The following is a 12,394-nucleotide window of genomic DNA, read 5'->3' as shown; positions in this document are numbered from 1 at the left end:
CCCGCCGAGACGAGGCTCCGGTCGTAGTCGTCCCAACTGCTGCCGGGCACGGACGCGAGGCGCTCGCGCTCGCGGTAGGACGCCTCGGAATCCGGTTCGGGATCGAGGAAGATGTGCCGGTGGTCGAACGCGCCGACCAATCGGATGGCGCGGCTGAGCAGCATCCCGTTGCCGAACACGTCGCCGGACATGTCGCCGATGCCGACCACCGTGAACGCGTCGGTGTCGACGTTCTTGCCCATCTCGGCGAAATGCCTGCGGACGGAAACCCATCCGCCGCGCGCCGTGATGCCCATCGCCTTGTGGTCGTAGCCGGCGGAGCCGCCGGACGCGAACGCGTCGCCGAGCCAGAAGCCGCGACGCGTCGCGATGCTGTTGGCCAGGTCGGAGAATCGGGCCGTGCCCTTGTCGGCGGCCACCACCAGATACGGGTCGGCGTCGTCGTAGATCACCGTGTCGCGGGGGTGGACCACCTCGCCGTCGACGATGTCGTCGGTGACGTCGAGCAGTCCGTCGATGAAACTCGTGTACGCCGCGCGGACCGCGTCGGGCGTCGTCTCGGTGCGCACCACGAACGCGCCCTTCGCGCCCATCGGAACGATCAGCGAGTTCTTCACGTGCTGTGTCTTCATCAGACCCAGAACCTCGGTGCGGAAGTCGTCCTTGCGGTCCGACCACCGCAGGCCGCCGCGCGAGACCGGACCGCTGCGGACATGGCTGCCCTCGACGATCGGCGAGTGCACGAAGATCTCGCGGTACGGGGTCACGGCCGCGGACAGCGACAGCAGCGACGGGTCGATCTTGAACGCGGCGGGGGCGGCGCTGATCGTGCGGTCGTGCTGGAACCAGTTGGTGCGCAGCACCGCCGACGTGAACGACAGCAGGCCGCGGAGCAGACGGTCCTCGTCCAGCGTCGCGGTGCGGTCGATCGCGTCGAGCAGCACGCGCTCCGCATCCGCGACGGCGCTGTCACGGTCGGGGCCGGTGGCAGCGGGATCGAAACGGGCGGTGAACAGGTCGCGGAATCCGCGCACGAAATCGTTGTGCCGCAACAGGATCGCCACGATGTTGGGTTCCGACAGTCCCAGCCCCACCTGGCGGAGGTAGCGGCATGCCGCCCGGACCAGGACGGCGTCCGTCCACGTCAGGTTCGCCGCGGCGACGAGGCGGGTGAATCCGTCGACCTCCAGATGTCCGGCGGCCGCGGCCTCGAACGCGTCGGACAGCAGGCCCGGAGTCTCGGCGTCCCAGGCGAAGTCGCCGGTGCTGAAATCGAACCGGTGGACCAGCGGGCTGCCGGGCTCGCCCGCGGGCAGCTGTTCGTGGGACGCGACCCGCAACCCGAGGTCCGCGAACAGTGCGACCAACTCGGCGAGCAACGGGGTGCCCTGCGGCCAGACCATGACGGCGGCCGGCTCGGGCAGTGCATCCGGGGTGTCGACGAATCGCAGCCGCGGAGTGGTCCCTCCGGACGCCAGGACCGCGCTCGACACGGCGGCCTCGTCCTGGCGTGGACGGGGTGTGTCGGTCGTGCTCGGAATGACACCGGTATAGCTCATCGTGTGGCTCCTGACCCCTGATCTGGCAAACGCGTGACTTGGGAACCAGTGTGTCGAGAAGAGACGCACGCCACATCCGACGAAGTGGAGCGTCGTGCGGCGACGGACGCGACGTTTCGGAGCTGTGAGTACTTGTCAACCGCGGGCGGTTAACAAGTACTCACAGCTCGCCAGGTGGAGACCGCTGCGGTACCGAGCAGTCCGCCGGTGATCACGAAGATCGACGACGTGCCCGCGACCCCCGCCGCGGCGCCTGCGGCCAGCGGAATCAGTACCTGCCCGAGCCGGTTTCCGGTCAGGCGCAGCGACAACGCGGCGGCCCTGTTGGCGGTGGTGACGAGCCCTGCCACCCAGGTCATCGTCAGTGGTTGACCGATGCCCCAGAAGAATCCGGCCACGACGAGGAGCAGCGCCATCCCGACCGGGTCGGGCACGAACGGCAGCAGGGCGGTGGGCAGCGCCGAGCACAGCGTGGCGGAGATCAGCAGCTTCTGCCGCGACACCCGGGTGAGCAGCCACGGCAGGAACGCGCGTGACACGATCGACGCCGCGGTCCGCGCGGTCAGCAACAACGACACCAGCAGAACGCTGAAACCGAACTCGTGCCCGAGGACGGGGAGGTACGCGACGACGACGTCGACCGACGCCAGCACGATCAGACTGCTGAACACGGCCGGCCGCATCCCCGTCGTCGAGATCATGCTGAACACGGACTGCCGGTCGCCGGGCGACGGCAGCTCCGCTGCTTGCGGGCGTTCGCGTATCGGCCAGGCGAACGGGATCGCGGCCAGCGACACCGCCCCCATCACCGTCAACGCCAGAGTGGTTTCGACGACGCCGCCGTCCGAGCTTCCCGCCGCGATCAGTCCGACGAGCGGGACGCCGACGGCCTGGCCGACCGAGACGCCGAGCGTCAATCCGGCGAAACCCCGGTCCAGTTCACCGGGTGGGGAGAGGAGCGTGATGAACCCCTGCCCGGCGACGGTCACGAGGATCTGGCCGAACCCGAGGACGACATTGCCGAGCGCGAGGACGATCAGGTCGCCGCTCGCCGCAATCACCAGGACACCCAGTGTGGTCAGCAGCACACCGGTCCGCAGGACCGCGGCGGCGTGCCGCCGGTCCACGGCGCGTCCGATCCGGACCGCGACGAGCAGCGGTGCCAGCGAGAACAGGGCGGTGACGATGCCGATCGTGACGGCGTCGCCGCCGAGCGCGAGGACGCGATAGGAGACGAGAACGCGGACAGCGTGATAGACGGCCTGGAGGAGAGCAGTGGCAATGCAGACGTTGCGGAACCAGTGCTTCACCAGGTCATCCGTTGATCACCCGGCGATCGCCGAGCGGCGCCTGCAACGGGACTTCGAGGGTGCCGAACACGGCGACGAGAATGCACATCTTGTCGGCGGCCTCCGGGAGGGTGCCGGTGCGCAGCGAGATGGTGACGGTGGTGTCGGTTTCGGTGACGGTCGCGTCGGCGCCGTAGCACTCCGGGGTTCCGGTGACGAAGTGGATCGCCACCTTGTTGCCGTCCGCGCGGGACCACGACTCGAACGGTGTCGGATTCGCCCGGACGATGTCAGGGCGCGACTCGAAGACGGTGCCGAATTCGTCGCCGGGCACTTCGGAGGGAATCGGCATTCCCGACGACGGATTGGTCGGGCTGGGATCCACTGCGGACGCGATCTCCGGGGGAATCGTCGGTTCGTCGGTGCTCGAACCGGACCCGCATCCGGCGAGGGCGAGGCAGGCCAGCACTGCGAGGGCGATTACGCGCATATGCCACGGTAACCTCATCCCGCGAGCAGGCCGGAGACCAGCGCAATCCCCGGAATCGCAGCCAAAGTCGTGACGAAAGCGGTGTCTCGCGCCAGCACCGTTCCCACCCCGTACCGGCTTGCGTAGACGAAGACGTTCTGTGCCGTGGGCAGCGTCGCCACCACCACGATGGCGAACAGTTCGTGGCCGTCGAGCCCGAGCAGATAACGCGCCATCAGGTAGGCCAGCACCGGTTGCACCACGATCTTGAGCACCGACGCCAGCGCGACGTCGCGTCGCGGGCTCGTCCCCTTCTCCAGCACCCGCACCCCGTACAGCGAGATGCCGAACGCGAGCAGCGCACCCGGCACCGACGCGCCACCCATGAGCCGGAACGGCTGCATCAGGGCTTCCGGGGGTGTCCAGCCGAGGAGTGCGATCAGCAGTCCCGCGGCACCCGCCACGACGATCGGGTTCTTGAACGGTGCGGTGATCGTGTCGAGCCGCGACGCGCCGCGTCGGAGCGTGGTGACATCGAGGATGGTGAGGGCGATGGGGGAGTACGCGATGATCTGGAACAGCAGCAGCGGCGCCACGAACGACGCGTCCCCCAGGACGAACACCGCGATGGGAATGCCGAGATTCGCGGAGTTCACGTACGACGCCGACAGTGCGCCGATCGTCAGTTCCGGAAGGGACCTGCGCAACCACACTCTCGCGACGACCATGTACAGTGCGCCGACCGTCAATGCCGTGACAGCCGCGACGGCGAGTGTGGGCGAGAAGATCACGGAGAGGTCGGACGATGCGAGTGAATCGAACAGCAGCGCCGGTGTGGCGACGAAGAACACCAGCCTGCCCAGGACGGTTTCGCCCTCCGCGCCCAGCGTCCCGCGCCGGCCGAGCAGATAGCCGATGGCGATGATGACGAATATGACGGTGAATCCCGCAACCACTCCCGACACGCTGCGGGGCACCTCCTCGACAGGTATGCCCCTGTCGGCAAACCTTCCGAAGTCTAGTGCTCGGCGTTCGGGTGGGTGACAATAGCGTCCGGTCGGGGAGATCGTCTGTGCGCGCGTTCCGTCGCGCTCGAGGAGTCGCAATGCTGCGTCGAACGACCGTCCTCTGTGCGCTGTTCTGCGCGTGGACCCTCGCCTGGGGCGCGGCTCCCGTGGCGTCGGCGCTGGCCCCGCCGTCGAGTGGGGATCCGCAACTGATCGCGCTCGCCGGGCAGGTCCTCGGGCGCAGCTACCGCGAGAACGCGAGCGTCGCGTACATCGACGCGTCCGGCACCCGGTTCGCGAATTTCGGGGCCACCGAAGACACCGACTACGAGATCGGTTCCGTCACCAAGACGTTCACCGCGGAACTGTTCGTCGACGCCGTCGCCCGGGGGGAGGTGCGCGAGGACACGAAGGCCGGGGATGTGCTGCCGTTGCAGGGCGCACCGGTCGGCGACGTGACACTGCTCGAGCTGGCGTCCCACACGTCCGGGCTGGCGCAGTTCCCGATGAGCACCGACACCGTGGTGGCCGTCGGGCACTGGGTGGTCGCGTCCAACCCGTTCACGTACGACCGGGACACCCTGCTGGAGCAACTGCAGTCGGCGCCCCTCACTACCCGCGGCACGTACTCGTACTCGACCGTCGGCTTCGCGCTGCTCGGCCAGGCGCTGGCCGCGGCCGCGCACACCGATTACCCGTCGCTGCTCCGCGAGCGCATGCTCGCCCCCCTCGGGCTGTCGCAGTCGTGGATGCCGCTCACCACCGCCGACCTGCCCCCGAACGTCACCCGCGGATTCGACGTCCTGCACCGGTCGCAGGACCCGTGGCCGCTGGACGCCTACGCCCCGGCAGGCGGGTTGCGGTCGACCGCGAACGACATGTCGACCTACGTCCGGGCGCTCCTCGACGGGACGGTCCCCGGGAGCGCGGCCATGGATCCGCGGTGGATCGGCGACAACTACCGCGCGCTGACGTGGTCGATCGTCGCGTTCGAAGGCCGCGACTACACGCTGCACGGCGGCGCGACCGGCGGTTTCCAGTGCACGGTCGTGCTCGACCGCGAGAACGACCGCGGGCTCGTCATCCTCACCGACACCATCGGCGGACTCGAGCAGCAGGGTCTGGAGATCCTCGCCCACACCCCCATGTGAGTGTTTTCGCGTCCCGGGGCACACATTGTCACTCACGTGCCTGGGTACCCCCGCTGGGTATGTCCGGTTACAGTGGTCGTGTGGAGACGGCAACCGGGCGGAGGCACACAGTCGTGGCGCGTGCCGCGCTGCTGATCGCCGTCGCCGCCGGGGTGCTCCTCATGCACAGCCTGATCGCGCCGACCGCGATTGCCGCGGCACACGCGCAGCCCTCGGCCACCGCGTCCCACTCCGAAGACCCCCACGGTTGCGGCGGGGACGGATGCGAGCAACCCCACCTCACCGGACATCAGTGTGCCGGCGTGATCGTGGTGATCGCCGCGCTGACGTCGGTGATGTTGCTGTGGTGGCATTCCGTGGATCCTGCCGCGCGACGGTCGCGGGTGAGCGCCGACCGTGTGCAGTCGGGGCGCGGACCACCACCGTGGACGGTGCTTTCTTTGGCGGAACTCTCGATCCTGCGGGTGTGACAGGGAGCCCGGGGCGTGTGCCCCGGCGGATCCGACTGTCATTTCCCGAATCGATTTCGAGGAGTTCCCCATGCGTACCACCATCACTGCCCTGATCGCCGCCGCGACAGGTGCGGCTCTCGTCCTGACCGGCTGCGGCACCGACTCGGCAGGCACCTCGTCGACGTCCGGTGCGTCGACCTCAGCCGTCGAATCGCAGACGCAATTCAACGACGCCGACGTCGCGTTCCTGGAAGGGATGTACCCGCATCACGCGCAGGCGGTGGAGATGTCCGACATGGTCGCCGGTCACACCGACAACGCCGAGGTGGTCGCTCTCGCCGCCGCGATCAAGGCGGCGCAGCAACCCGAGATGGACCGGATGACCACCTGGCTCCAGCAGTGGGGACAACCGGTTCCGACGCCCGACATGTCCGGCATGCACGACATGAACCACGGCGCCGGAATGATGTCGGCCGATCAGATGGACGCCCTGACGGCATTGTCGGGCACGGAGTTCGACCGGCAATGGCTGACCATGATGATCGCGCACCACGAGGGCGCGATCGACATGGCGAACACCGAACTGGCCGACGGTGAGAACCCGGAGGCCAGGCAGATGGCCACGGACATCGTGACCGCTCAGCAGAAGGAGATCACCGACATGCAGGCCGCGCTCGGCTGACCGGAATGACGAAAGGCCGCGTAATCCGAGGATTACGCGGCCTTTTCGGTGCTTACGTGAGTTACCGGCTCGTGAAGGGCAGCAGAGCCATCTCGCGAGCGTTCTTGACGGCGACGGCAACCTGACGCTGCTGCTGCGGGGTCAGGCCCGTGACGCGGCGGCTACGGATCTTGCCGCGGTCCGAGATGAACGTGCGGAGGAGGTTGATGTCCTTGTAATCGACGTACTCGATCTTGGCCGCGAACAACGGGTTCTTCTTGGGCTTGCGGCCCTCGACGGGACGCGGCTTCTTCGACGGTGCTCTCTTGACTGCCATCTGCTTCCTTTACCAGCTCGACTTGTGGACGCCTGGCAGCTCCCCGCGGTGCGCCATCTCGCGAACACGCACGCGAGAGAGCCCGAACTTCCTCAGGTGGCCGCGCGGACGTCCATCCGCAGCGTCTCGATTGCGTAATCGTACCGGACTCGCGTCGCGGGGCAGACGCTGCAGTGCCGCCCGGGCCTGCGCGCGCTCGTCTGCGCTGCTCGACGGACGGCGGATGGTCTCCTTCAGCTCCGCGCGGCGCTCGGCCCAGCGTGCCACGACGATCTTGCGTTGCTCGTTCTTTGCGATCTTCGACTTCTTGGCCATGTGCGGTGTCTTCTACTTCTCTTCTCGGAAATCGACGTGCTTCCGCACGACCGGGTCGTACTTCTTCATCACCAGACGGTCGGGGTCGTTGCGGCGGTTCTTGCGGGTCACGTACGTGTATCCGGTGCCTGCCGTCGACTTCAGTTTCACGATCGGGCGGATCTCGTTGCGGGCGGCCATCAGATCTTGTCCCCGCGGGCGCGGATCCGGGCGACGACGGCCTCGATGCCGTCCCGGTCGATGGTTTTGATGCCCTTGGCGGAGAGCGTGAGGGTGACCCGTCTGCCCTCGCTGGGCAGGAGGTACGTCTTCTTCTGGATGTTCGGATCCCAGCGCCAGTTGGTGCGCTTGTGGGAGTGCGACACGGACTTGCCGAATCCTGGCTGGCGTCCGGTCACCTGGCAGTGCGCCGACATGGGCGTTCCTCTCTGTCCCCTCGCGGAACCGCCGCAAGGGTTATGACAATCATTTTCGACAATGGCGAGATTCCAATGTAGCGTTCCGTCCACGTAATGACAATCGTTATCGAAAGGGTGCTCGTGAGTGAGATACTCGACGGCCGGACGCCGCTGATCCTGGTTTCCGGTTGGAACGGCCCCGCCGAGGACGCGGCGCGGTCGCTGCTCCGCGAAGGCACCGTCGTCGTGCATCACGACCTCGACCTCGTGCACGAAGGCGTCGTGCGCCGCACCGTCACGACGCTGGAGTCGGGGGCGCCGCGCGAGCGCCTCGGCATCCTCGAACTGGCGCACGGTTGCATCTCCTGCACGCTGCGCGAGGACCTACTCCCGCTGCTCCGCCGCCTGCACACCCGCAGTTCGGTGCAGCGCATCGTGCTGCACCTCGACCGCCGGCTCGAACCCGAGGCGGTGTGCTGGGCGGTCGAGCACGTGGCGGTGTCCGGTGTGGTGGGGCAGATCGACGGTCCGGCATCGCGGGACGTGCGCGTCGACGGCGTCGTCACCTGCGTCGACGCGGCATCGTGGCTGGCCGACGCCACCGGCGACGAAGCACTGGACGACGACCGCACCGTCGCGCAGGTCGCGGTCGGGCAGGTGGACTTCGCCGACGCCCTGGTGGTGTCGGGCAGTGCCGGCGACGGCTGGCAGCAGGCCCGGCTCCACGCCGTCCTGGCCCGGTTGGCACCAGGCGCGCCGATCATCTGGAACGGGGAGGCGCCCGACGTCGAGCGCCTGCTCCGCGACATCCCGGCCGGCGCGCGGCGCGGTGAGCCGTCCCACGCCCACTCGCCGCTGCTGCGCGGACAGCCGCCGCTGTCCCACGACTGCGGCGTCATGCTCGTCGAGTTCACCGCCACCCGGCCGTTCCATCCGGAGCGACTGCACGAGGCCGTCGACGTGCTCCTCGACGGGGTCGTCACGTCTCGCGGCCGCGTGTGGGTCGCCACGCAGCCGGACGAGGCTCTGTGGCTCGAGTCGGCCGGTGGGGGACTGCGGGTGGCCAGTGCCGACCGCTGGCTGGCCGCGATGACCGCGGAGGAACAGGAACAGGTCGGGGTCGCGCGCCGCGCGATGGCCGCGCTGTGCTGGGACGAGCGCTTCGGCGACCGGCACACGTCGATGGTGGTGCTGGTGCATGCGGCCGACCCCACCGAGATCGACCGCACGCTGCAGTGGGCGCTCGTCACCGACGACGAACTCGCGGACGAGGCGGCCTGGCAGTCGTGGCCCGACCCGTTCGGGCAGTTCCACGAAGACCCCTGCGAGAGCAGCGAATCACCCTACGCAGAACCCGAATCGAGAGAGGGACACGAATGAAGCCCCACATCCACCCCGACTACCACCCCGTGGTGTTCCAGGACGCGAGCACCGGAACCACGTTTCTCACGCGGTCGACGGTGACCAGCGACCGCACCGCCCTGTGGGCGGACGGCAACACCTATCCGCTGGTGGTCGCGGACGTGACCAGCGAGTCGCACCCGTTCTGGACCGGCGCGCAGCGAGTGATGGACACCGCGGGCCGCGTCGAGAAGTTCGAACGCCGCTACGGAGTGCGCAACCGCCCGTGAGTGCTTGTCAACCGCCCGCGGTTAACAAGTACTCACAGGTCGACGACGAAGGAGGAGACACACCATGGCAGTACCGAAACGCAGAATGTCGCGGTCCAATACGCGCAGCCGGAGATCGCAGTGGAAGGCCCAGGCACCCGACCTCGTCGAGGTGACGGTGGGCGGCGCGACGCATCGCGTGCCGCGCCGGCTGGTGAAGGCCGTGAAGCTGGGATTGGTGGACCCGGCCGGGAAGTGACGCTCCCCGTGCGAACCTTGGCGGGTGCTGCTGTACATCCTGGAACTGGTGGGCATCGCGGTGTTCGCGGCCTCGGGCGCCCTGGTGGGGGTGACGAAGCGCCTCGACATCTTCGGTGTGTGCGTGGTCGGTGTCTTCACCGCTCTCGGTGGCGGCATCGTCCGCGACGTCCTGCTGGGCATCCATCCGCCGACGTCGCTGGGTAGCTGGCCGAACCTCGGCACGTCGTTCGGCATGTCGTTGCTGGTGTTCTTCCTGCACTCGACTGTCGGGCGACTCCGCCGGGAGATCCTGGTGCTCGACGCTCTGGGCATGGGCCTGTTCGCGAGCACGGGCGCGGTGATCGCGCTCGACCACGGGGCGAGCCCGCTCGCGTCGTGTCTCATCGGCGGGACGGCGGCGATCGGCGGCGGGATCCTGCGCGACGTGCTGGTGAACGAGGTCCCGTTGCTGCTGCAGCGGGACTTCTACGCGGTGCCCGCGCTGCTCGGTTCGGCGTTGGTGGTCGTGGTGAGCGAGTGGGGTTCGGGCACCGACGTGGCGCTGGTGGTGGGCACCGTGTTCGCGTCGGCGCTGCGGGTGCTGGCGCTGTGGCGGAACTGGGGTCTGCCGGGTCCGCGGGTCCTCGAGTGACCGCCGCCAGGGCACTTCGATGATCCCTTCTCAGACATATCTCAGTTGATCGGGCCAAACTGTCGGGTATGCGCATTTTGGTGGTCGACGACGATCGCGCCGTGAGGGAGTCCTTACGGCGGTCCCTCAGCTTCAACGGGTACTCGGTGGAACTGGCCGTCGACGGTATCGATGCTCTCGAGAAGGTGGCGAACGCGCGCCCCGACGCGCTCGTACTCGATGTGATGATGCCGCGCCTGGACGGTCTCGAGGTGTGCCGACGGCTGCGGAGTACCGGCGACGACCTGCCGATTCTCGTCCTCACGGCGCGCGACTCCGTGTCGGAGCGGGTGTCGGGCCTGGACGCCGGAGCCGACGACTACCTGCCGAAACCCTTCGCCCTGGAGGAGTTACTGGCCCGGCTGCGCGCACTGCTGCGCCGCGCCGCGCCGGAGCCGGGCATCGACTCGGAGAAGATGACGTTCGAGGACCTCACGCTCGACCCGGTCACCCGCGAGGTGACGCGTGGCGAGCGGTCCATCAGCCTCACCCGCACCGAGTTCTCGCTCCTCGAGATGCTGATGGCCAACCCGCGCCGGGTGCTGACTCGCGGTCGCATCCTCGAGGAGGTGTGGGGTTACGACTTCCCGACGTCCGGCAACGCGCTGGAGGTCTACGTCGGGTATCTGCGCCGCAAGACGGAGGCGGACGGCGAGACCCGCCTGTTGCACACCGTCCGCGGAGTCGGCTACGTGCTGCGGGAGACTCCTCCGTGATGGCAGTTCCGTTCCACAAGACCGCCGACAAGTCGGGGTCGGCGAAGCACGACTCGCACCACATTTCCCGGCACCCCACAGGCCCGATCCCGTTACCGCCCGAGATGCGACCTCCGATGCCGTTGACGCGGTCGGTGTCGTTGCGGTGGCGGGTGACGCTGCTCGCCGCGTCCGTGGTGGCCATCGCGGTGGCAGTCATGGCGATCGCGGCGTACGCCGTGGTGTCGCGGGCTCTGTACGCGGATGTCGACAACCAGTTGCGCACCCGCGCGTCGGCGCTCATCGACAGCAATCTCGTGACGTTCGATCCGCGCTACATCGCGGGCGCGACGCTGTACACGACGGACATCAGTGTGGCGCTGATCTTCCCGGACCTCGACACGTACACGCCGCCGGGGTCGAGTGTCCCCATCGGTGAACCCGAACTGTCCGTGGCCCGCGGCGAGCGCGACACGTCGTTGCGTACGGCGGACAATCAGCGGGTGCTGGCCGAACGCACCCAGGACGGCAGCACCCTGGTGATCGCGCAGCGCCTGGCGCCGACGGGCGCCGTGCTCGACCGGCTCGCCTGGGTGCTGTTCATCGTCGGCGGGTGCGGAGTGGTCCTCGCGGCCGCCGCCGGAACGACGGTGGGGCGCACCGGTCTGCGTCCGATCGCCCGGCTCACCGCCGCCACGGAACGGGTGGCCCGGACCGACGACCTGACGCCCATGCCGGTGACGGGCAACGACGAACTCGCGCGGCTCACCGAGAGTTTCAACACGATGCTGAGGGCGCTCGCGGAATCGCGGGAGCGGCAGAGCAGGCTCGTCGCCGACGCCGGACACGAACTGCGGACGCCGCTCACGTCGTTGCGTACCAACATGGAGTTGCTGATCGCGTCGAGTCGTCCTGGCGCACCGCATATTCCGGACGAGGACATGGCCGAATTGCGCACCGACGTGGTGGCGCAGATCGAGGAGCTCTCGCAGCTGGTGGGCGACCTCGTGGATCTCGCCCGCGAGGATGCACCGGAAACCGTCTTCGAGAGAGTCGATCTCAGTGAAGTGGTGGATCGGAGTCTCGAGCGGGCACGCCGCCGGCGCAACGAGATCGACTTCACCGCCGTCACCGTTCCCTGGTTCGTCTACGGCGACCATGCGGGACTGTCGCGGGCGGTGCTCAACGTACTCGACAACGCGGCAAAATGGAGTCCCACCGGTGAGCAGGTGCGCGTGGCGATGAAGCCGGCAGGCGACGGACTTCTCGAGCTGACGGTCGACGACGCGGGCCCGGGCATTCCGGAGGAGGATCGGGAGCTGGTGTTCGACCGCTTCTACCGATCGACGGCGTCGCGCTCGATGCCCGGCTCCGGGCTGGGACTGGCGATCGTCAGGCAGGTGGTGGTCAAGCACGGCGGCACGATCGCCGTCGACGTCTCGGAACGGGGCGGTGCGCTCATCCGGATCGTCCTTCCGGGTGAACCCGGAGCGGAATAGTCTCAGAGTGCATCTGAAAAC

General features: G+C 68.3%; 17 protein-coding genes. 9 read left to right on the top strand and 8 right to left on the bottom strand.

Annotated features, from left to right (window positions below; genetic code table 11):
- From AZG88_RS29450 to AZG88_RS29435, 4 genes are all read right to left on the bottom strand, one after another.
- Positions 1-1,559, bottom strand: a 1,559-nt coding sequence (locus AZG88_RS29450; RefSeq protein ID WP_197487961.1) for an NAD-glutamate dehydrogenase domain-containing protein, incomplete at its 3' end; no start/stop codon positions are given.
- A gap of 149 nt (positions 1,560-1,708) precedes the next feature.
- Positions 1,709-2,872 carry an MFS transporter gene (locus AZG88_RS29445; protein ID WP_061699909.1) on the bottom strand — a complete coding sequence of 388 codons (1,164 nt, stop codon included), beginning with the start codon at positions 2,870-2,872 and terminating at the stop codon, positions 1,709-1,711.
- A 1-nt stretch (position 2,873) separates the two neighbouring features.
- A complete protein-coding gene (locus AZG88_RS29440) occupies positions 2,874-3,338 on the bottom strand; it encodes a hypothetical protein (protein ID WP_005259920.1) in 465 nt (154 codons plus the stop codon).
- A gap of 14 nt (positions 3,339-3,352) precedes the next feature.
- Positions 3,353-4,282: an AEC family transporter gene (locus AZG88_RS29435; protein WP_005238627.1), complete on the bottom strand. Its 930-nt coding sequence runs from the start codon at positions 4,280-4,282 to the stop codon at positions 3,353-3,355.
- Between the two features lie 140 nt (positions 4,283-4,422).
- On the opposite strand from AZG88_RS29435, the gene AZG88_RS29430 reads away from it, so the two are divergent.
- The 3 genes from AZG88_RS29430 to AZG88_RS29420 all read left to right on the top strand — a co-directional run bounded on the left by AZG88_RS29430 (position 4,423) and on the right by AZG88_RS29420 (position 6,609).
- Entirely contained in the window at positions 4,423-5,475 is a 1,053-nt protein-coding gene (locus tag AZG88_RS29430) for a serine hydrolase domain-containing protein (RefSeq protein WP_061699908.1), read from the top strand.
- An 80-nt stretch (positions 5,476-5,555) separates the two neighbouring features.
- Positions 5,556-5,945: a DUF6153 family protein gene (locus tag AZG88_RS29425; protein WP_231914253.1), complete on the top strand. Its 390-nt coding sequence runs from the start codon at positions 5,556-5,558 to the stop codon at positions 5,943-5,945.
- Positions 5,946-6,015: 70 nt separating this feature from the next.
- Positions 6,016-6,609: a DUF305 domain-containing protein gene (locus tag AZG88_RS29420; protein WP_005238638.1), complete on the top strand. Its 594-nt coding sequence runs from the start codon at positions 6,016-6,018 to the stop codon at positions 6,607-6,609.
- Between the two features lie 61 nt (positions 6,610-6,670).
- Here AZG88_RS29420 and rpsR read toward each other — a convergent pair whose 3' ends face one another.
- From rpsR to rpmB, 4 genes are read right to left on the bottom strand one after another with little or no spacing between them, the layout of a single operon-like run.
- Positions 6,671-6,925, bottom strand: coding sequence for a 30S ribosomal protein S18 (gene rpsR / locus AZG88_RS29415; protein ID WP_005238639.1), 255 nt, complete (start codon positions 6,923-6,925; stop codon positions 6,671-6,673).
- A gap of 9 nt (positions 6,926-6,934) precedes the next feature.
- Entirely contained in the window at positions 6,935-7,240 is a 306-nt protein-coding gene (gene rpsN / locus AZG88_RS29410) for a 30S ribosomal protein S14 (RefSeq protein ID WP_061699906.1), read from the bottom strand.
- A gap of 12 nt (positions 7,241-7,252) precedes the next feature.
- On the bottom strand, positions 7,253-7,420 hold the full coding sequence (gene rpmG, locus AZG88_RS29405) for a 50S ribosomal protein L33 (protein WP_005238642.1): 168 nt from the start codon (positions 7,418-7,420) through the stop codon (positions 7,253-7,255).
- Complete coding sequence (gene rpmB, locus AZG88_RS29400) at positions 7,420-7,656, bottom strand: 50S ribosomal protein L28 (RefSeq protein WP_061699905.1); 237 nt, start codon at positions 7,654-7,656, stop codon at positions 7,420-7,422. Before rpmB ends, rpmG begins: the two co-directional genes overlap by 1 nt.
- Positions 7,657-7,752: 96 nt before the next feature.
- On the opposite strand from rpmB, the gene mrf reads away from it, so the two are divergent.
- From mrf to AZG88_RS29370, 6 genes are all read left to right on the top strand, one after another.
- Positions 7,753-9,018 carry a ribosome hibernation factor-recruiting GTPase MRF gene (gene mrf / locus AZG88_RS29395; RefSeq protein ID WP_061044685.1) on the top strand — a complete coding sequence of 422 codons (1,266 nt, stop codon included), beginning with the start codon at positions 7,753-7,755 and terminating at the stop codon, positions 9,016-9,018.
- Entirely contained in the window at positions 9,015-9,269 is a 255-nt protein-coding gene (locus AZG88_RS29390; RefSeq protein WP_061699904.1) for a type B 50S ribosomal protein L31, read from the top strand. The genes mrf and AZG88_RS29390 overlap by 4 nt, the downstream gene beginning before the upstream one ends.
- 64 nt (positions 9,270-9,333) lie before the next feature.
- Positions 9,334-9,507, top strand: a complete 174-nt coding sequence (rpmF, locus tag AZG88_RS29385; RefSeq protein ID WP_005259908.1) for a 50S ribosomal protein L32 — start codon at positions 9,334-9,336, stop codon at positions 9,505-9,507.
- 24 nt (positions 9,508-9,531) lie between these two features.
- Positions 9,532-10,140, top strand: a complete 609-nt coding sequence (locus AZG88_RS29380) for a trimeric intracellular cation channel family protein (RefSeq protein WP_005238652.1) — start codon at positions 9,532-9,534, stop codon at positions 10,138-10,140.
- A 68-nt stretch (positions 10,141-10,208) separates the two neighbouring features.
- The gene (locus AZG88_RS29375; RefSeq protein WP_005238656.1) at positions 10,209-10,895 is read left to right on the top strand and encodes a response regulator transcription factor; all 687 of its coding nucleotides are present in this window, start codon (positions 10,209-10,211) and stop codon (positions 10,893-10,895) included.
- Positions 10,895-12,373: a sensor histidine kinase gene (locus AZG88_RS29370; protein WP_005238658.1), complete on the top strand. Its 1,479-nt coding sequence runs from the start codon at positions 10,895-10,897 to the stop codon at positions 12,371-12,373. The genes AZG88_RS29375 and AZG88_RS29370 overlap by 1 nt, the downstream gene beginning before the upstream one ends.
- Positions 12,374-12,394: the final 21 nt, after the last annotated feature.

This window comes from Rhodococcus sp. LB1 (assembly GCF_001583455.1).
Lineage (GTDB): Bacteria > Actinomycetota > Actinomycetes > Mycobacteriales > Mycobacteriaceae > Rhodococcus_F > Rhodococcus_F opacus.
The sequence above is the reverse complement of the archived record's forward strand: the minus strand, read 5'-3'. Positions and strand labels throughout refer to the sequence as shown.

Coding starts and splice junctions, on each gene's coding strand:
- AZG88_RS29440 (WP_005259920.1), bottom strand. CDS start 3,338: ATGCGCGTAATCGCCCTCGCAGTGCTGGCCTGCCTCGCCCTCGCCGGA.
- AZG88_RS29430 (WP_061699908.1), top strand. CDS start 4,423: ATGCTGCGTCGAACGACCGTCCTCTGTGCGCTGTTCTGCGCGTGGACC.
- AZG88_RS29420 (WP_005238638.1), top strand. CDS start 6,016: ATGCGTACCACCATCACTGCCCTGATCGCCGCCGCGACAGGTGCGGCT.
- rpsR (WP_005238639.1), bottom strand. CDS start 6,925: ATGGCAGTCAAGAGAGCACCGTCGAAGAAGCCGCGTCCCGTCGAGGGC.
- rpsN (WP_061699906.1), bottom strand. CDS start 7,240: ATGGCCAAGAAGTCGAAGATCGCAAAGAACGAGCAACGCAAGATCGTC.
- rpmG (WP_005238642.1), bottom strand. CDS start 7,420: ATGGCCGCCCGCAACGAGATCCGCCCGATCGTGAAACTGAAGTCGACG.
- rpmB (WP_061699905.1), bottom strand. CDS start 7,656: ATGTCGGCGCACTGCCAGGTGACCGGACGCCAGCCAGGATTCGGCAAG.
- mrf (WP_061044685.1), top strand. CDS start 7,753: ATGACAATCGTTATCGAAAGGGTGCTCGTGAGTGAGATACTCGACGGC.
- AZG88_RS29390 (WP_061699904.1), top strand. CDS start 9,015: ATGAAGCCCCACATCCACCCCGACTACCACCCCGTGGTGTTCCAGGAC.
- rpmF (WP_005259908.1), top strand. CDS start 9,334: ATGGCAGTACCGAAACGCAGAATGTCGCGGTCCAATACGCGCAGCCGG.
- AZG88_RS29375 (WP_005238656.1), top strand. CDS start 10,209: ATGCGCATTTTGGTGGTCGACGACGATCGCGCCGTGAGGGAGTCCTTA.
- AZG88_RS29370 (WP_005238658.1), top strand. CDS start 10,895: ATGGCAGTTCCGTTCCACAAGACCGCCGACAAGTCGGGGTCGGCGAAG.